General features: G+C 63.0%; 19 protein-coding genes. 15 read left to right on the top strand and 4 right to left on the bottom strand.

Annotated elements, in window-relative coordinates:
- Window positions 1–151 precede the first annotated feature (151 nt).
- On the top strand, window positions 152–1,132 hold the full coding sequence (locus tag AC1RRC_RS15295) for an aldo/keto reductase (RefSeq protein ID WP_493056343.1): 981 nt from the start codon (window positions 152–154) through the stop codon (window positions 1,130–1,132).
- Window positions 1,133–1,144: 12 nt separating this feature from the next.
- Here the strand turns inward: AC1RRC_RS15295 and AC1RRC_RS15290 are convergent, their stop codons facing one another.
- Window positions 1,145–1,573 (bottom strand): HD domain-containing protein, encoded by a 429-nt coding sequence (locus AC1RRC_RS15290; RefSeq protein WP_493056342.1) that lies wholly within the window; start codon window positions 1,571–1,573, stop codon window positions 1,145–1,147.
- Between the two features lie 118 nt (window positions 1,574–1,691).
- Here AC1RRC_RS15290 and AC1RRC_RS15285 point away from each other — a divergent pair, with 118 nt between their 5' ends.
- From AC1RRC_RS15285 to AC1RRC_RS15275, 3 genes are read left to right on the top strand one after another with little or no spacing between them, the layout of a single operon-like run.
- Complete coding sequence (locus tag AC1RRC_RS15285; RefSeq protein WP_493056341.1) at window positions 1,692–2,798, top strand: alpha/beta hydrolase; 1,107 nt, start codon at window positions 1,692–1,694, stop codon at window positions 2,796–2,798.
- A gap of 3 nt (window positions 2,799–2,801) precedes the next feature.
- Complete coding sequence (locus tag AC1RRC_RS15280; protein WP_493056340.1) at window positions 2,802–4,103, top strand: lysozyme inhibitor LprI family protein; 1,302 nt, start codon at window positions 2,802–2,804, stop codon at window positions 4,101–4,103.
- A gap of 6 nt (window positions 4,104–4,109) precedes the next feature.
- Complete coding sequence (locus AC1RRC_RS15275; protein WP_493056339.1) at window positions 4,110–4,388, top strand: DUF6881 domain-containing protein; 279 nt, start codon at window positions 4,110–4,112, stop codon at window positions 4,386–4,388.
- 77 nt (window positions 4,389–4,465) lie between these two features.
- On the opposite strand, the gene AC1RRC_RS15270 is transcribed toward AC1RRC_RS15275, so the two are convergent.
- From AC1RRC_RS15270 to AC1RRC_RS15260, 3 genes are all read right to left on the bottom strand, one after another.
- Window positions 4,466–5,095 (bottom strand): GNAT family N-acetyltransferase, encoded by a 630-nt coding sequence (locus AC1RRC_RS15270; protein ID WP_493056338.1) that lies wholly within the window; start codon window positions 5,093–5,095, stop codon window positions 4,466–4,468.
- Entirely contained in the window at window positions 5,092–5,352 is a 261-nt protein-coding gene (locus AC1RRC_RS15265; protein ID WP_493056337.1) for a YkgJ family cysteine cluster protein, read from the bottom strand. Before AC1RRC_RS15265 ends, AC1RRC_RS15270 begins: the two co-directional genes overlap by 4 nt.
- A gap of 75 nt (window positions 5,353–5,427) precedes the next feature.
- On the bottom strand, window positions 5,428–6,060 hold the full coding sequence (locus AC1RRC_RS15260) for a biotin/lipoyl-containing protein (protein WP_493056336.1): 633 nt from the start codon (window positions 6,058–6,060) through the stop codon (window positions 5,428–5,430).
- Between the two features lie 192 nt (window positions 6,061–6,252).
- Here AC1RRC_RS15260 and AC1RRC_RS15255 point away from each other — a divergent pair, with 192 nt between their 5' ends.
- The 11 genes from AC1RRC_RS15255 to kdpA all read left to right on the top strand — a co-directional run bounded on the left by AC1RRC_RS15255 (window position 6,253) and on the right by kdpA (window position 20,461).
- Entirely contained in the window at window positions 6,253–8,397 is a 2,145-nt protein-coding gene (locus AC1RRC_RS15255) for a 7TM-DISM domain-containing protein (RefSeq protein WP_493056335.1), read from the top strand.
- Window positions 8,394–9,095 (top strand): response regulator, encoded by a 702-nt coding sequence (locus AC1RRC_RS15250; RefSeq protein ID WP_493056334.1) that lies wholly within the window; start codon window positions 8,394–8,396, stop codon window positions 9,093–9,095. The genes AC1RRC_RS15255 and AC1RRC_RS15250 overlap by 4 nt, the downstream gene beginning before the upstream one ends.
- A 158-nt stretch (window positions 9,096–9,253) precedes the next feature.
- On the top strand, window positions 9,254–11,434 hold the full coding sequence (locus AC1RRC_RS15245) for an ATP-binding protein (protein WP_493056333.1): 2,181 nt from the start codon (window positions 9,254–9,256) through the stop codon (window positions 11,432–11,434).
- A gap of 9 nt (window positions 11,435–11,443) precedes the next feature.
- Window positions 11,444–12,067 carry a response regulator transcription factor gene (locus AC1RRC_RS15240; RefSeq protein WP_493056332.1) on the top strand — a complete coding sequence of 208 codons (624 nt, stop codon included), beginning with the start codon at window positions 11,444–11,446 and terminating at the stop codon, window positions 12,065–12,067.
- 49 nt (window positions 12,068–12,116) lie between these two features.
- The gene (locus AC1RRC_RS15235) at window positions 12,117–12,515 is read left to right on the top strand and encodes a response regulator transcription factor (protein ID WP_493056331.1); all 399 of its coding nucleotides are present in this window, start codon (window positions 12,117–12,119) and stop codon (window positions 12,513–12,515) included.
- A 1-nt stretch (window position 12,516) separates the two neighbouring features.
- Window positions 12,517–14,676: an EAL domain-containing protein gene (locus tag AC1RRC_RS15230; protein WP_493056330.1), complete on the top strand. Its 2,160-nt coding sequence runs from the start codon at window positions 12,517–12,519 to the stop codon at window positions 14,674–14,676.
- Between the two features lie 16 nt (window positions 14,677–14,692).
- Entirely contained in the window at window positions 14,693–15,637 is a 945-nt protein-coding gene (locus AC1RRC_RS15225; RefSeq protein WP_493056329.1) for a cytochrome-c peroxidase, read from the top strand.
- On the top strand, window positions 15,634–17,412 hold the full coding sequence (locus tag AC1RRC_RS15220) for a DAHL domain-containing protein (RefSeq protein WP_493056328.1): 1,779 nt from the start codon (window positions 15,634–15,636) through the stop codon (window positions 17,410–17,412). Before AC1RRC_RS15225 ends, AC1RRC_RS15220 begins: the two co-directional genes overlap by 4 nt.
- 163 nt (window positions 17,413–17,575) lie before the next feature.
- Window positions 17,576–18,328 (top strand): TorF family putative porin, encoded by a 753-nt coding sequence (locus tag AC1RRC_RS15215; protein ID WP_493056327.1) that lies wholly within the window; start codon window positions 17,576–17,578, stop codon window positions 18,326–18,328.
- A 230-nt stretch (window positions 18,329–18,558) separates the two neighbouring features.
- Window positions 18,559–18,648: a potassium-transporting ATPase subunit F gene (locus tag AC1RRC_RS15210; protein WP_493056326.1), complete on the top strand. Its 90-nt coding sequence runs from the start codon at window positions 18,559–18,561 to the stop codon at window positions 18,646–18,648.
- A 1-nt stretch (window position 18,649) separates the two neighbouring features.
- On the top strand, window positions 18,650–20,461 hold the full coding sequence (gene kdpA / locus AC1RRC_RS15205; RefSeq protein ID WP_493056325.1) for a potassium-transporting ATPase subunit KdpA: 1,812 nt from the start codon (window positions 18,650–18,652) through the stop codon (window positions 20,459–20,461).

The raw sequence follows: 20,461 nt of genomic DNA, 5'->3' as shown, positions 1-20,461 counted from the left end.
TATTCTACCCTGTTACCCCGGCGTACCGGACGCTGTGTTGGGTTGATGGCCCTGGATTTACAACCGGTGGTTGTTAGTCATATCACTCTACGCATCTAGTGAGATGGGGTGAAGCAGGTTATATTAACTTTCCTATAACTCGGAGATCGCGATGGAATACGTCAACCTGGGCCGTACGGGCCTGAAAGTATCCCGCCTGGTACTGGGCTGCATGACCTTTGGCGCGCCGGATCGTGGCGGCCATGAATGGACCCTGGATGAAGACAAGAGCCGTCCCATCATCCGCCATGCGCTGGAATCCGGCATCAACTTCTTTGACACGTCGAATTCGTATTCCGACGGCACCAGCGAAGAAATCACCGGCCGCGCCCTGCGCGACTTCGCGCGCCGCGATGAAGTGGTGATCGCCACCAAGGTGTTTTTCCCGCAGGGCAAGGGACCGAACCAGCGCGGCCTGTCGCGCAAGGCGCTGATGGCGGAAATCGACAACAGCCTGCGCCGCCTCGGCACGGACTATATCGACCTGTACCAGATCCACCGCTGGGATTACCACACGCCGATCGAAGAAACGCTGGAAGCGCTGCACGACATTGTGAAGGCCGGCAAGGCGCGCTATATCGGCGCTTCGTCGATGTATGCGTGGCAATTTGCCAAGGCGCTGCATGTGGCCGAGCGCAATGGCTGGACCCGTTTCGTCAGCATGCAAAACCAGCTGAACCTGATCAACCGCGAAGAAGAGCGCGAAATGCTGCCGCTGTGCGCCGATGAACAGATCGGGGTGATTCCGTGGAGCCCGATGGCGCGCGGCCGCTTGACGCGCGACTGGGATGCAGCGAGCCACCGTTCGGAAACCGACCTGATTGCCAAGGAAATGTATACGGCGACCGAGGCGGCCGACCGCATCGTGGCCGAGCGCGTCAAGCAGGTGGCCGAAGCGCGCGGCATACCGCGCGCCCAGGTGGCGCTGGCGTGGGTGCTGCAACAGCAGGCGGTGACGGCGCCGATCATCGGTGCGGCAAAAAACAGCCATATCGATGACGCTGTGGCGGCGCTGAAAGTCAAATTGACGAAGGAAGAAATCCGCCTGCTGGAAGAAGCGTATATCCCGCACGCGGTGGCGGGCTTTAATTAATTCACCAATACACTAGCCGAGCGACTGCAGCAATGCGGTCGCATGGCGGTATTTTTCGATACGGGCGATGTCCTTTGCCGTGGGCTGTGCAATGCGCGACAAGTCCATGTTGTCGGCCAGGTCGGCCAGTTTGACTTCGCGTCCCAGCGGGTTGGCCGCCGCACGGCGCACGAAATCGTCATACACCTCGCCATCGCGCTTGGTGACCGAGTCGATGCCGGCCATCACGGCGTCACTAAAACCTTCCGCGCGCAGGCGCTCGAAACTCCAGCCGTCGCAGTCTTCCACCACGTCGTGCAGCAGCGCGACGATTTTCGCATCGTCCGACACGCAGGAATGGGCCACCCGGACCGGATGGCCGAGATACGGCGCCCCGGCTTTGTCGACTTGTCCCTGGTGCGCTTCGCGTGCAATGGCAAGCGCGCGTTCCACTGTGCTCATGGTGTTCTCCCTGATGTTGTATCCATTATAGGAACTGTCGGTAGCCATACGCATGTTAATTGCACGGCAATATTGTGCGTGTCACACTAGCCTTTTCACATGTGACGGAGCGGGCGGAATGAAGAAACTGGCGATGGTGGCGGCAGTGTTGATCCTGGCGGCGAATGCATCCCGCGCGCAGCAGTGCGCCGCCGGTGACGCCGGCTGCAAGGAGCGGGCCGTGGTGGCGGACCTGGGCCGCATCCTGGCGCCGGGCGGACTGCAGGAGTCGTACAAGACGCGCATCGGCGGCATCGACCAGTGGCTCAATGTGCGTGGCCAGAGCAAGGACAATCCGATCATCTTGTTCGTCCACGGTGGCCCGGCCTCGACAGCCATGCCGACCCTGTGGCAATTCCAGCGCCCCATCGAGGAATATTTCACGGTGGTGCACTGGGACCAGCGCGGCGCCGGGAAAACTTTCCGCGAAACCGATCCCGCGTCGATTGCCGACACCATCCACATTGCCCGTTATGTCGATGACGCGATCGAAGTGGCGGACTACGTGCGCCAGCGCTATAAGAAAGACAAGGTGATCCTGCTGGGCCACAGCTGGGGCACCATCGTCGGGATGCAGGCGGCGCTGAAACGGCCGGATTTGTTCCATGCGTATGTCGGCGTGGGGCAGGTCATCAATGTGCGCGACAACGAGCGCATCAGCTATGACTATGCGGTGCGGGTGGCGAAAGAAAAGAACAATGAAGAAGCGCTGAAGGAACTGGCGTCGATCGCGCCGTATCCGGGCGACCAGCCGATCACGCGCGAGCGCATCATCACGGCGCGCAAATGGCCGCAATACTATGGCGGCCTGACGGCTTACCGCGATTCGTCGCAGTACTACTATGGCGCACCGCTGCTGTCGCCCGAATATGACAAGGCCGATGCGAAAGCCATCGATGAAGGCAACGTCTACACGCTGGGGAAAATCCTGCCGGAATTTGTCGAAGTCGATTTCAAGGGCGTGCGCGCATTCCCGATTCCCGTCGTGATGTTCCTGGGCCGCCACGATTACACGACGCCGGCCACGCCCACGGTCGAATGGATGAATAAAGTGAAGGCGCCGTATAAACGCACCGTGATGTTCGAACATTCCGCGCACATGATGCCGTGGGAAGAGCCGGGCAAGATGCTGGTGAGTTTGCTGGAACATGTGCGGCCGCTGGCGGTGAATGCGAAAAAGAGGTGAGCGATGGGCGCAGTGCGAATGGTTGGACGGGGCATGCTGGCTGCCGTGATGTGCTGGACGGGAGCGGCGTCCGCCGCCAGTTTCGACTGCGCCAAAGTTGCCGGCAAGACGGAGCGCCTGATTTGCAGCGAACCGCGGTTGTCCCGGCTCGACGAACAGTTGGGCGCTGCCTACCGCGAATTGGCCGGCCAGGGGCCGGACGAGCATGTCGTGAAAGCCTCGCAACTGTATTGGCTCAAGCAGCGCAATGCCTGCGAAGACGCCGCGTGCGTGACGGCCCGTTATCAGGAACGGCTGGTGGAATTCGAACGCCGCAAGGCGGCCGGCGGCAAACCGGACACCTGGCCGCAGCAGATTGGCGGCGCCGGTTCGGCGATTTGTGGCCAGGCGATGCGGATGGCGGCCGGCCGGTTCGAGTCCCGGCTGGCGACGCTGTATGCGCCTCAGCCTATACCGGACCAGTTTGGCAGCACGCTGGCGCTGGCGCCGGCATCGCTCGACCTGTTTGATGGCGAAGGCGATGGCTTGGTATTGGACGCCCAGGTATTCGAGAAAGCGCGGAGCGATGGTGTCAGCGTGATGTGGCAGTCGCGGGCGGAGCAGGGCGTGCGGCTGGCGGTCGTTGTCTGGCCGGTGGGATGGCGCGGCGACATGCACAGCTATTTCCTGGTCGAACCTGCCACGTCCCGGGACGCCTTCCAGCGCGCGCTGAATCAACGCGCGGCGCTGCCGGCCCGGGAAGTGCTATCCGACCGCTGGTGGCCGCCGTTGGTCTTGCGTGATGGCGCTGCGCTGTGGTTGTTGGACATGGGAGAGCCGTACCATTTCCTCCATGACTGGACCGTTTATTCGGTGGAGCCGGACAGGCTGGCGCCGCGCTGCACGATCCGCTTTCATGCACAGGTGGAAAAAGCCGCCAGCCTGTTGCCGCTGCCGGTACAGCGGCTGGAAACGTTGCTGGACCGGACCATGGGATCAGGCCAGGATGAGGGGACGCTGCAACAGACCGCGCGCTTGCGCCTGGCCGTGCAGCAGACCTGGGCCAATGCGGCGGTGCGTCCGTGGGCGATGGCTGAGCCCCATAATTCGCGGCAGCGCGTCGACCAGGGCTTGCGGGAATGGGCGGAAGGCGACGCGGCCAGCAGGAAGCTGTACCAGGAGATCGTGCAGCAATATCCGCTGGCGCAACAGGCGCTGGCCGCCTATTACGAAAAGACGCTGCAGCGTCCCGCGCACGAAGCGGCCCAGTGGGCCGAGCGCGTGCTCGACATCGCCTACCGCGCCCACTATGTCATGTCACAGTGAGTTCCCATGACTTATCTTGACGTGCTGTGGCTGCATACCAATGACCGGCAACCTGTGCGCATCGTGTCGGAACTCGATGCGCACCGTTATGAAGTGCGCAAGCTGGAATTTTTCCGTACGCGGGGCGTGGGGTTTGCGGCAGGCGATTTTGCGTTTGGCAGTACGGAACTGGACCCGGCGCCGTTGCCTGGACTGGATCAGATCAATGCGGATCCGCAGCGCCACGGCGCGGAAATCTGTGCATGGGAATTTGATGTGCTGTGGCGGCTGCATGCTGGCGCTTGATCCGCCTTGCTGGATTAATCTCCGCACAATATGCGGGGATTAGCGCCCGTATTCGCCGCACGGGCTGTGGGCAGGTGTTACAACCCCACTGTCGCATACGGCGACAATATCGTCCACCCCAGCGCCAGATATAAGTCCCGTCCTTCTTCCGTGGCCACCAGCACCCGGCGCGACGCGGCCGATTGCTGTGCCGCGCCCAACGCCGCCATCAGCGCCTTGCCCAGGCCGCGCCGGCGGTGCGGTGCTTCCGTGACGATGGTGTCGAAGATAAAGACGCCGTCATGCTCGACGGCATAGCCGCTGGCGGCAAGAGAATCATCTTCAAAGAAAATGCGTGCCACAGTCGCGGCGCCTTCCACGGAGATCGCCAGCCGGTAACCCGCAGGCAGCGGCTGTGCCGCCATGGGCGCACCGCCGTGAACCATCAAGTAGCCGATGTGCTGCAGCCGCCATCCCGGCGGCATCAGCGCCAGCAATTGCTCGCCGGTGCCGCACATCTTGATGAAGGTGAGGGGATCATCGACCGTCGGCGCCAGCGCGTGGATGCCTGGCACCGGGCCGGCGAAAACATGACGGCAGCGCTCAGCCGGCAGCCCGGTATCGACACGCCAGCCGCCATGGCAGGCGACCGGCAATGGCAAGCCGCGCGCCACCGAGCGCGCGGTCAGCCAGCGGCGCAGCAATTCCGGATCGACGTGCGCCGTCATCCGTGCGGCCGTGTCGCCCGTTCCAGTTCCCCCAGCCAGTGCACCGCATATTCCCGGCTGTCGCCGCACATGTCGGCCGCCGGTTGCAGGCCGCCGCAAAAGGCGGGGCGTTCCGGCTTGCCGAAAATCAGGCAGCGGTTGTCATCGGCCAGCTGGATGCAGCGCACGCCGGCGGGCTTGCCGTTCGGCATACCGGGAATCGGGGAGGTGATGGACGGCGCCGTGCAGCAGGCGCCGCAGTTGGGACGGCATTCCATATAGAGAAAAAACAAACGGGCGAAAGGGGGATTGTACCGCAAGCTCCCGTGCCCGCTGTAGCCGGTGCCGGCGGCTTACTGCTTACCCGGCGCGAAATTCGCCCGCGCCAGTTGCCCCGGCTGCAAGCCCGAATTGGCGCCCAGTTCCAGGTACACCTTGGCCATCTGCATCGGGCGCTCGGCCTGCGAAATCACGATGACTTTTTGCGCCGTCATGCGCTGGTTGCTCGATGGGAATTCGATTTCCACCGGCTCGTCCACGTTCACGTCACGCAATTTGGAGCGGGGAATCGACGCCACCACGCGCATGCGGGATGGATCGAACACGGTCAGCAAATGGCGGCCCGACGCGGCCGATTCGCCCACGCGCGCCAGCACCGCCGACACCATGCCGTCGTACGGCGCCGTGATGTCGGAGTGGCCGACGCGCGCCAGCACCTGGCCCGCTTTCACGCGGTCGCCCGGACGCACCAGCATGGCGGTGATTTCACCGCTGCTTGATGCGCGCAAGGTACACAGGCGCGCCGATTCCGTATAGCCTTCCGTGTTGCGCAAATCCACCTGTTCCTGAAAACCGGGGCGGGCGGCTGCCAGCGAGTTGCCGGCGCCCGCACTGGCGCCCTGCATCGGCAGGATCACCGCCGCGATAGCGCCCAGTACGAATTTGGCCAGCAATTGTGGGGCTGGCGCTTTTGAAGCTTGTAGCATGATGTCATCCCAAAGCGTTGTTGTGGTTATATGCCAGCCGCACGCAGGGGTCTGGGCGTGACGTTCAGGCAGGTTGGTGAGGATACAAAACAGTTGTGGAGAAATTGTGAACATTTAGTCCAGAATGTGGAGAGTGTTGTATGTCTGCGTTACAATTTCTGTTTCAATAATGCAAATTAGAGGGCGCGCACGATGACAAGCCCCCCGTCCATTGTCTGGCTGTTCCGCCTGTTTTTCCTCTTGCTCGCCCTGGGCGCATCGTCCGGCGCGCACGCCACGCGCACCGTGATGGAATTGCCGGAGCGCTTCCCGCTGCGGTTAGAAGGAAAGCTCGAATATGTGGAAGACGCGTCCGGCCACTTGACCCTGGACCAGGTGCGCGCCTTGCCGGCGCAGCGCTATACGCCACTCACGCCGGACAACTTCACCAAAGGTTTCACCGCTTCCGCCTACTGGGTGCGTTTCACATTGACCAATCCCGAACCGCGGCCGGTGGTCTGGGTGCTGCAGCACCGCCTGCCGTTTACGGATTATGTGGAAGCGTGGGTCTTGACAGGGCAGGTGCGCATGCACGAAGTGGCGGGCGACCGCACCCGGGTCGATGAGCGCCAGTTGCCGGCGCATTTGCCCAGCTTTAAGTTCACGTCCGCGCCGGGGGAAAGTGCGGAAGTGTATATCCGCCTTGGCAATATTAATAAAGCGGAAATGCAGATGGTGTTCCGGCTCGATACGCTGGCGTCGTTTGTGTCCAACATGGCGCGCAGTGAAAACCAGCTGGGCATTTTGTACGGCGTGCCGCTGGCGCTGGCTTTTTCCTCGATGGTGGGCGCCGCCGTCGCGCGCGACCGGCGCTTTTCCACTTATGGCTTGTATGCGCTGGCCACCATCGCCACCTGGATCGGCTTCAATGGCCACTTCGCGCGCTTCCTGCATTTCGACGATCCGGACTTGTTCAACAACCTGCTGCACATGCTGATGCTGGTGCAGACGATATTCCTGATCCTGTTTGCGCGCCAGTTCCTGCAAACGCGCACCCGCATGCCGCGCTATGACCGCATCTTCGTGGCCATCATCGTGGCGGCCTGCATCGGTATCGCACTGCGCCTGTGCGGCGTATTCACACCCGTGACGCAACTGACCCTGCTGCTGATGGCGATGACGTCCATTACGGCGCTGGCGGCCTGGCATGCGTGGCGCATGGGCATGGTCCATGCGCGCTGGTTCTTCTTCGCGCAGTTCTGCAGCACGGTGCCGGTGGCGGTCGGGCTGGCCGGCATCCGCCTCGGCTTTTATGCCTATGACGGATTTGTGAATTTCCAGGGCATTTACTTTGCCGAATTGCTGCTGCTGGCGGTGGCGCAGCATGACCACGTGCGCCGCATGCAAGACCGCCAGCGCAAGCTGGAGCAAGACCACGAGCGCGCGCTGGCCGAGCGCAATGCCTTCCTGGAAGCGGAAATGGTCAACCGCAGCAATGCCATGGCGGCGATGGAACGGCGCGCGGCATTTGTCGCCGAAGTGGGCGCCGTCACGCAACGCGTGGCGGGCGGCGAATTCACGGCGCGGCTGGCGCTGCCGGACGATGGCGCCATGCAGCCGCTGGCGGTCAGCGTCAACGCCATGGCGGAATCGCTGGCGCGCCTGGAGGGCGCGCGGCGCCACTGGATCGCGGAAATCAGCCACGAATTGCGCACGCCGCTGGCGGGACTGGTGGGCGAAATCGAAGCCATGCTCGATGGCGTGCATCCGATCGACATGGAACACGTGGAGTCGCTGCACCGCACCTGCGAGCGGCTGACCCGGCTGGTGGACGATTTACATGAACTTGCCATGAGTTACCTGCGGCCGTTGCGCTGCAAGTTCGCACCGCTCGACTACCAGCAATTGCTGGCCGACCTGTCGCCTTATTTCGCCGGCGAAGCCCGTAAAAAGGGCTTGGAACTGGAAGTCCATTGCGATGCGCCGCAAACAACGGCAATATGGGATAGCGCACGGATCAACCAGCTGTTGATCAACCTGCTGTCCAACAGCATCGCTTACACCGACGCGCCGGGCCGTATCACGGTGCGGGTCACGCCGCTGGAACAGCGCGTGCGCATCGTGATTGAAGACAGCGCCCCGGGCCTGTCGCGCGAGGAACTGGCGCAAGTGTTTGAGCCGTTGTTCCGCGCCGAGGCGGCGCGCAGCCGCCGCAGCGACGGCAGCGGCCTTGGCATGAAGATTTGCCGAGCAATCGTCGATGCGCACCATGGCGCCATCGGCGTCGCGGGGTCCGCACTGGGCGGTGTGCTGGTGCGGATCGAATTGCCGACCACTCCGGAGGACCAGGCGCCATGAGTTACACAGTGCTGATCGCGGAAGACGATGACCAGATTGCCGGCGTGCTGTCGGACTACCTGGTGCGGGAAGGCTTTGCTGTGCGGCGCGTCGCCGACGGACGCGAAGCGCTGCGAGGCATCCTCGATGACGAACCGTCGGTGGTGATCCTCGACGTGACCCTGCCTGGCATGGATGGCATTGCCGTGTGCCGCACGGTGCGCCACAGCAGTCCGGTGCCGATCCTGATGCTGACGGCGCTGTCGTCGGAAGAAGATCGCTTGAATGGCCTCAATTCCGGCGCCGACGATTATGTCTGCAAGCCGTTTTCTCCCCGTGAAATCGTGGCCCGTGTGCACGCGCTGTTGCGGCGCGCGGATCCGTCACTGAAAGTCAAACCGGCGCAAACCGGTTTCGTGATCGGCGGCGCCAGTGAGCGCGTGCTGTTTGACGGCCAGCCGGTGCCGTTGACCCGCATCGAAGAGCGGCTGTTCCGCACCATGGCCGCGGCGCCGCGGCGGGTGTTTACGCGTGAAGCGCTGATCAATGCGATGAGCGTGGAAATGCGCGACATCGGCGACCGCGCGATCGACACCCACATTAAAAACCTGCGGCGCAAACTGAAGCAGCTGGCGCCGGACCGCGGGTTTATCCATGCCATGTATGGGGTCGGTTACTACTTTGAAGAGAAGGTGGAATCGTCGTCGCAACGCGGGTGACTGGCGGCGTCATCACCACGTAACAATTGGCTGTCATGATGCGAGCTACCGTTCATAGTCTCTCCCATTGAATGTTTGGCCCGTCGCTTAAAAGGCAGACGGGCCTTTTTTTTCTATATACAATCGGTATCAAGTCCAGCCTCCCGGAGTGCGGCGCGATGCCCGCAATAGCGCAATCGGAAATCAAGCGGAGAAAAGTCCCCGGCGTCAGGGCCAGCCTGGCCGTGCTGGTGGTCGGATGCGTGTTGCCGCTGGCTTCTGTCGCTGCTTTCCTGATAGTCGATTTCTACGAGCGCGAACAAGCCGTGCTGACGGAAAACATGCTCAGCCGCACCCGCGCCATCATGGCCGTGGTGGACCATGGCTTCGAAAGTACCGCCTCCGCGCTGCAAGCCCTGGCAACATCGCGCCAGCTGCATGACGATGAATTGAAAGACTTTCATGCAAGAGCGGTTGATGTCCTGGAGATGATCCATGCGGACAGTCTCGTGCTGGTGGCGCCATCGGGCGCGTTACTGCTATCCACCCGCCGTCCGTATGGCGCGCCGCTGCCTCGCCTGCCGGGCACGCCATTATTAAAACGCATCCTGAAGACCGGTCAACCCGGCGTGTCCGACATGTTCATGGGCCCGATCGGCGGCCAGTATGTCTACACCGTTGGCGTGCCGGTGCGGCGCGAGGGCGAGATTGTCATGTCGCTCAATGCGACGTGGACACCGATACGCCTGCAGCGCGTGCTGGCGGAGCAAAAGCTGGCGCCGGCCTGGCGCGCGGCGATTATCGACAGTTCAGGCCACATCGCGGCGCGCAGCCATGAGAACGCCCGGTTTATCGGCAAGGAGGTGGTGCCGGCCCTGTTGCAGCGGTTGCGCGTATCGAGCGAAGGCGTGCTGAAGGCGCAAACGCTCGACGGCATTCCCGTGCTGACGGCGTATAGCCGCTCCGCCGCCAGCGGCTGGTCGGTGGCGCTCGGTATTCCGCTCGACGAACTGACGGTGGGCTTGCGCCGCTCACTGGCCTGGCTGATCGTCGGCACGCTGGCCGCGCTGGCGTCGGGGCTGGCGTTGGCATGGCGTATCGGCGGCGGCATCGCGCGTTCCGTGCACGCGCTGGTGGAGCCGGCGCGCGACGTGGCCGGCGGCGGCATGGCGCCGTTGCCGCAGCTGGCGGTGCGCGAAGCCAATGAAGTGGCGCTGGCGCTGCACGAGGCCGCAGCCGTGGTGCGCGATGCGCAGGCCAATATGCGTGAAAGCGCACAGCGGCTGGCGCTGGCGGCCGATGCTGCGCGGATGGGGATCTGGGTGCGCGACCTGGTGCATGGTGGCGTCTGGGCGTCGGATGTCTGGCGCGAATTGATGGGCTTTGCGCCGGAGCAGGAAGTCACCATGGGCCAGTTCCTCGAGCGGGTGCATGCCGATGACCGCGCCGCCCTGATGCGGACGCTGTATGAAGCGCAGGAGCGGGGTGGCGTCTACCAGACGGAATACCGGGTCGTGCTGCCCGATGGCACGTTGCGCTGGATTGGTTCGCATGGCCGCATCGAATGTGGCGCCGATGGCCAGGCCAGCCTGGCGCGCGGCATGTCGCTCGACATCACCAAGCGCAAACTGGCGGAACTGGAAGTGCAGCATAAGCAAAAGGAAATCATGCATTTGTCACGTGTGACCATGCTGGGCGAATTGTCCGGCGCGCTGGCGCATGAATTGAACCAGCCGCTGACCGCCATCCTCAGCAACGCGCAGGCGGCGCAGCGCTTCATGCGCCAGCCACAGCCCAACCTGGACGAAGTGCGCGACATCCTGCAAGACATCGTCGATGAAGACCAGCGCGCTAGTGACATCATCCGCCGTTTGCGCCGCCTGTTCAGCAATGCCGACATGCCGCGCCAGCCGGTCGAACTCAATGAGCTGGTGCAGGGTGTCGTGCAATTGCTGCGCAACGACTTGATCAACCATGACGTCAAGCTGATACTGGAGCCGGCGCCGGCCGGGATGGCGGTGTCTGCGGATCCGGTGCAATTGCAGCAGGTGCTGGTGAATTTGATGATGAATGCCTGCGACGCGATGGCCGACCAGCATCGTGAGCGCACGGTTACGGTGCGTGCCGGACTGGCGGAGGCGGGGCGCGCGGACATTGCCGTCACCGATAGCGGCAGCGGCATCCCGCAAGCGATGCTGGAGCGGATCTTCGAGTCCTTCTATACCACCAAGGCGCGCGGCATGGGACTCGGACTGTCGATTTGCCGCACCATCATCAAGGCGCACGGCGGCGAGCTGTGGGCGGAAAACAACCCGGAACAGGGCGCCACGTTCCACGTGGTCTTGCCGTTACAGGAGTAGCCAGCTGCCATGACACCCCGCGTTTTCCTGGTCGACGACCAGCCGGCGATCCTCAAGGCCCTGGGCCGGCTGCTGGCCTCGGCCGGCTATGCGGTGCAAAGTTACACGTCGGCCCGCGAATTTCTCGACAGCGGCGACGCCGGCACGCCCGGCTGCCTGGTGCTGGACCTGGCCATGCCAGGCATGGGCGGCATGGCGCTGCAACAGGAACTGGCGCTGCGCAACAGCCACTTGCCAGTGATTTTCCTGACGGGCGAGGGCGACATCGCCACCGGCGTACAAGCGATGAAGCAGGGGGCGGCTGATTTCCTGACCAAGCCGGTCAATGATGAGCGCTTGCTGGCGGCGGTGGAGGCCGCATTCGAGCGCAACCGCCGCAGCCTGGCCGACGGCGCGGAACGCGACGATATCCGCCGCCGGCTGGACACGCTGACGCCGCGCGAACGCGAAGTCATGGACCTGGTGGCGGAAGGCTTGCTGAACAAGCAGATTGCCGCCGCCCTGGGCACGGTGGAAAAAACCGTGAAGGTGCACCGGGCACGCGTGATGACGAAAATGCAAGCGAAATCCGTGTCCGCGCTGGTGCGGATGGTGGACCGCTTGCGCACTGCCCCCTCGGAACCCGAGCTGTAAGCACAAGGTCCAATATCCAGTCCGCCACGGGCGGGCTATCTTGGACTCCATGGATACCAATTCCCCCTGGGTGGCGATAGTGGACGACGAAGCGGCGATACGCCGCGCGCTGGTCCGGCTGCTGCGTTCCGCCGGCATCGCCGCACGCGCTTTCGAATCGGGCGCCTCGCTGTTCGATGCCCTCGATGGCTGCGCCCCATGCTGTGCCGTGCTCGATGTGCACATGCCCGCCATGTCCGGCTTTGAGGTGCAGGCGCAGCTGGCGCAGGTATCGCCGCGTACCGGCGTGGTGTTCGTCACCGGCCGCTATAACCCGGAAGACCATGCGCGCGCGCTGCGCCTGCAGCCGGCGGCGTACCTGCGCAAACCGATGGATATCAGGGCGCTGCTTGATGCGGTGTCCATTGCTTGCAGTACCTGGGCTCAATCGTTACAGCAGGAGGAATAACATGATCAGTGCAGCTGAAATATCGGGAGCGAAAATCCTGATCGTCGACGACCATCCATTCAATGTGGCGGTGCTGGCCGCCATGCTGCAGATGGCCGGCTATACCGACGTTACGTCCACCATGGATCCGCGCGAAGTGTGCGAGCTGCACCGTGCGCATAATTACGATTTGATCCTGCTCGACCTGAACATGCCGTTCATGGATGGCTTCGCGGTGATGCAGCACCTGAAGCAGCTCAATAACGATCATTACCTGCCGATCCTGGCGTTGACGGCGGCGCCGGAATACAAGCTGCGCGCGCTGGCCGAGGGGGCCCAGGACTTTGTCGCCAAGCCGTTCGATCACCCGGAAGTGCTGAGCCGCATCCGCAATATGCTGGAAGTGCGGCTGCTGTACAACGAGTCCTGCAGCCATGGAGAGCGGATGAAAAATTACGATGCATTGACAGGGTTGCCGAACCGGGAACTGTTTCAGCGCGCACTGGAACATATGATGGTGGCGGAGGAGCGGCAGGGCGCGCAGCACATGAGCGCTGTGCTGCTGGTTGACCTCGATGGTTTTTCCCGCGTCAACGATACGCTGGGCCAGGCCGCCGGCGACACAGTGCTGAAGCAGGCCGCGCGCCGCCTGCAGCAGTGCGCGCCGGCCAGCGCTTCGCTGGCGCGGGTCGGCAATGATGAATTCGCGCTGTCGCTGACGGCGCTGGAGTCGCCCGCCGTGGCGCTGGCCATGGCGGAAAAAATCCGCCTGGTGTGCAGCGAACCGTTTGTCACCGACGGTGGCGACGTATGCCTGACCACCAGCATCGGCATTGCGCTGCACCCGGGAGACGCCGCCGATGCCGCCACCCTGGTGCGGCACGCCGGTGTGGCCTTGCACCAGGCTCGCATGGCCGGGGTCAACAGTTGCCGCTGGTTCACCGAGAGCATGAACACCCAGGTGCAGCAGCGCTTTGAATTTGAAAACGCGCTGCGCAAGGCCTATAACCAGCGTGAATTCGAACTGTATTACCAGCCCAAGATGGATATCAGTTGCGGCCGCGTGGCCGGCGTGGAAGCGCTGCTGCGCTGGAACCGGCCGGGGCACGGCATGGTGTCGCCGGCCGACTTCATTCCCGTGCTGGAAGAAACCGGGCTGATTGTTGCGGTGGGCGCATGGGTCATCGATGAAGCCTGCCGCCAGGCCGCCCTGTGGCAAAACGTGACCAGCCAGCCATTCCATATCGCCGTCAACGTCGCCAGCCGCCAGTTCGCCGAAGGCAACCTGGAAGACATCGTGCGCCAGGCGGTGATCGCGCATGGCATCGAACCGGCCATGCTGAGCCTGGAAGTGACGGAAAGCGCCGTGATGGACGACACCGACCGCGCCGCCGGTATCCTGGCCGCGTTGCGCCGGCTCGGCGTCCATGTGGCGGTGGATGATTTTGGCACCGGCTATTCCAGCCTGGCGTACCTGAAACGGTTGCCGGTCGATACGCTGAAAATCGATATCGCCTTTATCCGCGAAGTCACGCGCAACCCGGGCGATGCCGCGCTGGTGGACGCCATCATTGCGATGGCGCACAGCCTGGGGTTGGACGTGGTGGCGGAAGGCGTGGAAACCGCCGAGCAACTGGCATACCTGACGCGGCGCCGCTGCGACCATATCCAGGGTTACTACTTCAGCCGGCCGCTGCCTGCGGGCCAGTGCGAAGTCCTGCTGAACAGCCATTCCGGCTTGGCCGCGCCCGTGGCGCCGGCAGTGCAGCGGCGTACTTTGCTGATCATCGACGACGAACCGCACGTGCTGTCGGCCCTGCAGCGCCTGCTGCGCCCGGACGGCTACCACATCTTGACAGCCCAATGCGCGGCGGACGCATTCAGCCTGCTGGCGCAGCACCCGGTCCACCTGGTGCTGTGCGACCAGCGCATGGAAGGCATGAGCGGTACGGAAATCCTGGACCGGATCAAGGATATGTATCCGGATACGTTCCGCATCATCCTGTCCGGCTATACCGACCTGGCCACCATCATGGAGTCCATCAACCGCGGTTCGCTATACCGTTTTTATACCAAGCCGTGGAGCAACCAGGTATTGCGCGACAATATCCGCGATGCGTTCCGCGATTATTGGCAGCGGTATGGCATGGCGCCGGCTGAAGCACAGACGGTGGTGGCATAAGGGGTATGCGATGCGCATGACGCGGCGATCGCGCTGGCTGTGGGGCGCGGCAGGCTTGCTGGCCATGTCTGCCATCGCCGGCGGCGTACGGATGGAGGAACCGATCCTGCCTGTGCCGGCAGCGGTGCCACAGGATCCCGCCAGGGTGGCGCTGGGACGCCGTTTGTTTTCCGACCCGCGCCTGTCGGGTAATGGCACTGTGTCCTGCGCCAGCTGCCACGATGTCGGCAAAGGGGGCATGGATGGCAATGCCCGGTCGATGGGTTTCGGCGGCCGCCTGACCGGCTTCAATACGCCCACGGTGCTCAATGCCGCGCTCAACTTCCGGCAATTCTGGAATGGCAGGGCGGCCACGCTGGAACAGCAGGTCGGCATGGTGGTGGAAAATCCTGTGGAGATGGGCGCCCGCTGGCCGGACGTGGTGCGCAAGGTGGCGGCGGACAGCGATTACCGGCGCGCCTTTGACACGGCATACGGCGGCATCACCCGCGCCAATATCGAGCATGCGCTGGCCACCTATGAACGGACGCTGGTGACGCCGGATTCCCGTTTTGACCGCTACCTGAAAGGCGACCGGGGCGCCATCACGGTGGCGGAAAAGGCCGGGTACCAGCGCTTCAAACAATATGGCTGCGTGGCGTGCCACCAGGGCGTCAATGTGGGAGGAAACATGTTCCAGAAATATGGCGTGGTTGCCTCGCCGCCATTGGTGAAAGGCATGGAGCTGGGACGTTTCCGCGTCACCGGCAATCCGCAGGACATGCACGTATTCAAGGTGCCCGGCCTGCGCAACGTGGCGCGCACGGCGCCCTACCTGCACGACGGCTCCGCCGCCACGCTGGACCAGGCGATCGACGCCATGTTCCGCTACCAGCTGGGACGCGCCGGCAGTCCCGAGGACCGCAAGCTGATCGCCGCTTTCCTGGCGACGCTGAACGCCGAACCGGCGGAACAGCCATGAAGCCGCGCCTGCATGTTGGCATGGCGCTGGCGCTGGCGCTGATGGCGGCGCTGCTGTATGTGCTGTCGCAGGCGCCGGAGTATGACGAGCCGGCCTATTTCGCCGATGTCGCGCGGGTGCAGCGGATACGCCAGCTCGATGCGCAGTGGGAGCAGGATTTGCTGCTGGCGCGCCTGGACATGTTGCATGGCTATGATGCGCTGGTGGCGCCGCTGGCCGAGATGACGCACTTGCCGCGCCAGTTGCACCAGTATCCCGGCAACAGCGCACTGGCTGCCCGTGTCACGGAGTATTTGCAGGCGCAGGAGGCCAAGGCCGAACTGGTGGAATCGTTCAAGTCGCATAACGCGGTATTTCGCAATTCATTGACTTACCTGATCTCGGTGTCGAACGAGGCGGAACTGGCGACGCAGGACATGCCGGCGCATGCCGGCCTGGCCCGTTCGTTGCACGAAATATTGTTGGACATCCTCAAGTACATCGAATTTAGCGGCGCCGAAGAACCGGAAGGCTTACAGCACCGCCTGTCCGGCCTGGCCGGCCAGGCGCAAGGTGTGCGTAGCCGGGAGTTGCAGCGCATGGTGGACAGTTTCGGACTTCACGCCAGCATCGTGCTGCGCGAGCGCGCGGCCGTCAACCGCTTGCTGGGCGATATCACGAAAGTGCCGACCGACACCTTGCTGGATAAAATGCAGGTGCTGTTGTCGCGCGAACTGCAGCTGGCGTCGCAGCGTGTGCGCCAGCACCGCTTTTACCTGCTGGCCTTGTCGGTGGCGCTCAGCGCCCTGTTGCTGTATGCCGCCTTGCGCCTGCTGCGCAACCACGCCCTCATCAACCGCTATAACACTTGCCTGCAGCAGGCCAATGACACGCTGGAAACCGCGGTGCGCCAGCGCACTGAAGAGCTCTCGCAGGCCAACCACCGGCTGCAGGCGGAAATCGACGAGCGCATGCAGCTGGAAAGCCGGATGGTGCAGACGGAAAAGCTGGCGTCGATCGGCCAGTTGGCGGCCGGTGTGGCGCACGAAATCAACAACCCTCTGGGCTTCTTATCGTCGAACTTCGGCATGCTGGAAGAATACCTGGGCAGTGTGCTCGCCATGCTGAGTGCCTACGAGTCGGCCGAGGCCGGGATGGCGGAAGCGGCGGCGACGCCGATCCGCCGCTTGCGCGAACAATCGCAGCTGGACTTCCTGCGCGCGGATATACCCGTGCTGATCGCGGAGTCGAAAGACGGGATGGAGCGGGTGGCCAGGATCGTGCAATCGCTGAAGGATTTTTCGCGCGCCGACACCGAACAGAAATGGGAGTGGGCCGACCTGCATCGGGGCATTGAATCGACCATGACGATCATTGCCTGCGACCTGCGCAAGGCGGCCGATGTGGTGCGCGACTATGGCGAATTGCCGCACGTCGAGTGCCTGCCGTCGCAACTGAACCAGGTGGTGATGAACTTGCTGGTCAACGCGGTGCATGCGGTGCATGCGGTGGGGCCGGAGCGGGGACATATCGTGATCCGCACGGGAGCGGCCGGCAGCGAAGCGTGGTTCGAAGTGCAGGACAGCGGCTGCGGCATACCGGAGGATGTCCTGCCCCGTATTTTTGACCCGTTCTTCACCACCAAGGCAATCGGCAAGGGCACGGGGCTGGGACTGTCGCTGTCATATGGCATCGTGCAGCGGCACCAGGGGCGCATCGAAGTGACGACCGCGCAGGGCGAGGGCACCACGTTCCGGGTGGTGTTGCCGTTGCGGCAGCAACTGGCGGCGGCGTGAGGGAAAGGAATACGTCTTCTCGTAAGCGGTGCTCGATCCGAGCCGGCCGTATACACCATTTTTACTTTGTCATCATGGCTTTTTAGACCGTTTTTACGGGGCGTTCGATACAGTTTCGGCCTGCCGCACCCGCGGTGATTTGTATCGATAGGAACCTGAAACCATGAAAAAAATCGTCCTTGCCGCCGCCATGTTGACGGCTTTCTCCGTGTCGGTGGCTGCTTCCGCCGAGGAAGCCAAGCCGGACCATGAAGTGAGCTTCAATGCCGCCGTCACGTCGGACTACCGCTACCGTGGCATTTCCCAGACCCGCCTGAAACCCGCGCTGCAGGGCGGCGCGGACTATGTCAATAATCCAGCCGGCCTGTATGCCGGCGCCTGGGCGTCCACCATCAAATGGACCAGGGATGCTGGTGGTGGTGGCGACGTGGAACTGGACATCTACGGTGGCAAGCGCGGCCAGCTCGGCGAGGCGATCAGCTACGACGTCGGTGTGCTGGCCTATGTCTATGCCGGCAACGATTTAAAACATGTTCCAGGTTTCGCCAACACCGACACCACGGAAATCTATGGCCAGCTCGGCTATGGCCCGGCGACGCTGAAGTATTCGCACGCCGTCACCAACCTGTTCGGTTTTGTGAACAGCAAGAACAGCGGCTACCTGGACCTCAGCGCCAATATTGCGGTGGTTGAAGGCTGGACCCTCAACCTGCACGCCGGCCACCAGGACGTGAAGAACACCAGCGCCGCCAACTACACCGACTGGAAGATCGGTGTCACCAGGGATGTCGGATTCGCCAGCCTGCAATTGGCCGCCGTCGGCACCAATGCTGGCAAGACGGCGTATGCGTCGCCCGCCAATGGCAAGTTCATGGGCAAGAACGCGGTGCTGCTGACGCTCGGTAGAACTTTCTGATTGCCACGGCGGGCACTGTCTCTGGCGCCGCAAGGCGCCATTTTTACACCTTTTTTACACCGCGATGGCCAGTGTTTACACTGATTTTATACGGTGCTGGCTAAGCTTCCCTTATCCAAACAAGACCTTTCGGGAACAGAAATGGACTTCGTATTTATCGGCGCGTTCGCCGCCTTCTTCGTGCTGGTGGCCGCCATGGCCAGCGGCTGTGACAAGCTGGGAGGCCGGCAATGAGCGCCTTTTACATCCTGGGCTCGCTCACCACGGCGGGCCTGCTGGTCTACCTGCTGGTGGCCCTGTTGAACGCGGAGGAGCTGTAACATGACCACGCAATCATTCTTGTTGTTGGCGGTCTTCCTGGTCGTGCTGCTTGCCATGGCCTGGCCGGTCGGCATGTTGCTGACGCGCGTCGCCGACGGCCGCGCCATTCCCGGCCTGGGCTGGCTGGCCTTTGCCGAAAAATGGATTTACCGCGCCGCCGGCGTGCCGCTCGACAGCGGGAAGCAAGGCATGGGCTGGAAGGCCTACGCGTTCGCGCTGCTGGTGTTTAATGGCGTGGGCGTGCTGTTCGTCTACGCCTTGCAGCGCCTGCAGGCATGGCTGCCGCTCAATCCCCAGGGGCTGGCCAATGTCGGCCCCGATTCCTCGTTCAATACCGCCATCAGTTTCGTGTCCAACACCAACTGGCAGGGTTATGTGGGCGAACAGACCATGAGCTACCTGAGCCAGATGCTGGCCCTGACCGGCCAGAACTTCTTCTCGGCCGCCACCGGCATTGCCGTGGCCTTCGCCCTGATCCGAGGCTTCGCCTTCCGTTCCACTAAAACGATCGGCAACTTCTGGGTCGATATCACCCGCGTCACCCTATATGTGCTGCTGCCGCTGTCGTTCGTGTTCGCCATTTTCCTGGTGGGGCAGGGCGCGATCCAGAACTTCTCGGCGTACAAGGAAGTGCAGCTTGTCGAACCGGTCACGTATTCCGTGCCGAAGACCGGCGCGGACGGGCAACCTGTGAAGGACGCCGCCGGCCAGCCTGTCATGGAAGAGCAACACTCCTCCACCCAGTTGATTGCGATGGGACCGGTCGCCTCGCAGGAGGCAATTAAAATGCTGGGCACCAATGGCGGCGGTTTCTTCAACGCCAACTCGGCGCACCCTTATGAAAACCCGACGCCGCTGGCCAATTTTGCACAGATGGTGGCGATCTTCCTGATTCCGGCCGGCCTGTGCTTCACCTTTGGCCAACTGGTGGGCGACCGCCGCCAGGGCTGGGCCGTGCTGGCCGCCATGACCATCATGTTCGTGCTGGCCGCCTGGGGCGTCATGGCCGCGGAACAGCAGGCGCATCCGGCATTGCACGCGATGGGCGTCGACCAGACGGCCAGCAGCCTCCAACCGGGCGGCAATATGGAAGGCAAAGAAGCGCGCTTCGGCATCGCCGCGACAAGCCTGTTCGCCACCGTCACCACGGCCGCTTCCTGCGGCGCAGTAAATGGCATGCACGATTCCTTCACGCCGCTGGGCGGCATGGGACCGATGCTGTTGATGCAACTGGGCGAAGTGGTGTTCGGCGGTGCGGGTTCCGGCCTGTATGGCATGCTGATCTTCGCCATCATGGCGGTGTTCATCGCCGGCCTGATGATTGGCCGCACGCCGGAATACCTGGGCAAGAAAATCCAGTCCTATGAAATGAAGATGACGTCGATCGCCATTCTGGTGACGCCGACCCTGGTACTGGCGGGGACCGCCATCGCCGTCATGCTGGACGCCGGCAAGGGCAGTGTGGCCAACCCCGGCGCGCACGGCTTCTCGGAAATCCTGTACGCCTTCAGCTCGGCCGCCAACAACAATGGCAGCGCCTTTGCCGGCATTTCCGCCAATACGCCGTTCTACAACACCATGCTGGCCGTGGCCATGTGGTTCGGCCGCTTCGCCGTGATCGTGCCGGTGCTGGCGATTGCCGGTTCGCTGGCGGGCAAGCAGCGCCTGCAAGCCAATGCCGGCACCATGCCGACGCACGGCCTGATGTTTATTTTCCTGCTGGTGGCCGTGGTGCTGCTGGTGGGTGTCCTGAACTATGTTCCCTCGCTGGCCCTGGGCCCGGTGATTGAACATTTGCAACTGACTAAATAA

Source organism: Pseudoduganella sp. GW821-FHT12E03, assembly GCF_058807115.1.
This window is presented reverse-complemented; position numbering and strand designations above follow the sequence as displayed.

Bases quoted from the DNA above. Each gene is read 5' to 3' on its own strand.
- AC1RRC_RS15295 (WP_493056343.1), top strand. From the start codon at position 152: ATGGAATACGTCAACCTGGGCCGTACGGGCCTGAAAGTATCCCGCCTG.
- AC1RRC_RS15290 (WP_493056342.1), bottom strand. From the start codon at position 1,573: ATGAGCACAGTGGAACGCGCGCTTGCCATTGCACGCGAAGCGCACCAG.
- AC1RRC_RS15285 (WP_493056341.1), top strand. From the start codon at position 1,692: ATGAAGAAACTGGCGATGGTGGCGGCAGTGTTGATCCTGGCGGCGAAT.
- AC1RRC_RS15280 (WP_493056340.1), top strand. From the start codon at position 2,802: ATGGGCGCAGTGCGAATGGTTGGACGGGGCATGCTGGCTGCCGTGATG.
- AC1RRC_RS15275 (WP_493056339.1), top strand. From the start codon at position 4,110: ATGACTTATCTTGACGTGCTGTGGCTGCATACCAATGACCGGCAACCT.
- AC1RRC_RS15270 (WP_493056338.1), bottom strand. From the start codon at position 5,095: ATGACGGCGCACGTCGATCCGGAATTGCTGCGCCGCTGGCTGACCGCG.
- AC1RRC_RS15265 (WP_493056337.1), bottom strand. From the start codon at position 5,352: ATGGAATGCCGTCCCAACTGCGGCGCCTGCTGCACGGCGCCGTCCATC.
- AC1RRC_RS15260 (WP_493056336.1), bottom strand. From the start codon at position 6,060: ATGCTACAAGCTTCAAAAGCGCCAGCCCCACAATTGCTGGCCAAATTC.
- AC1RRC_RS15255 (WP_493056335.1), top strand. From the start codon at position 6,253: ATGACAAGCCCCCCGTCCATTGTCTGGCTGTTCCGCCTGTTTTTCCTC.
- AC1RRC_RS15250 (WP_493056334.1), top strand. From the start codon at position 8,394: ATGAGTTACACAGTGCTGATCGCGGAAGACGATGACCAGATTGCCGGC.
- AC1RRC_RS15245 (WP_493056333.1), top strand. From the start codon at position 9,254: ATGCCCGCAATAGCGCAATCGGAAATCAAGCGGAGAAAAGTCCCCGGC.
- AC1RRC_RS15240 (WP_493056332.1), top strand. From the start codon at position 11,444: ATGACACCCCGCGTTTTCCTGGTCGACGACCAGCCGGCGATCCTCAAG.
- AC1RRC_RS15235 (WP_493056331.1), top strand. From the start codon at position 12,117: ATGGATACCAATTCCCCCTGGGTGGCGATAGTGGACGACGAAGCGGCG.
- AC1RRC_RS15230 (WP_493056330.1), top strand. From the start codon at position 12,517: ATGATCAGTGCAGCTGAAATATCGGGAGCGAAAATCCTGATCGTCGAC.
- AC1RRC_RS15225 (WP_493056329.1), top strand. From the start codon at position 14,693: ATGACGCGGCGATCGCGCTGGCTGTGGGGCGCGGCAGGCTTGCTGGCC.
- AC1RRC_RS15220 (WP_493056328.1), top strand. From the start codon at position 15,634: ATGAAGCCGCGCCTGCATGTTGGCATGGCGCTGGCGCTGGCGCTGATG.
- AC1RRC_RS15215 (WP_493056327.1), top strand. From the start codon at position 17,576: ATGAAAAAAATCGTCCTTGCCGCCGCCATGTTGACGGCTTTCTCCGTG.
- AC1RRC_RS15210 (WP_493056326.1), top strand. From the start codon at position 18,559: ATGAGCGCCTTTTACATCCTGGGCTCGCTCACCACGGCGGGCCTGCTG.
- kdpA (WP_493056325.1), top strand. From the start codon at position 18,650: ATGACCACGCAATCATTCTTGTTGTTGGCGGTCTTCCTGGTCGTGCTG.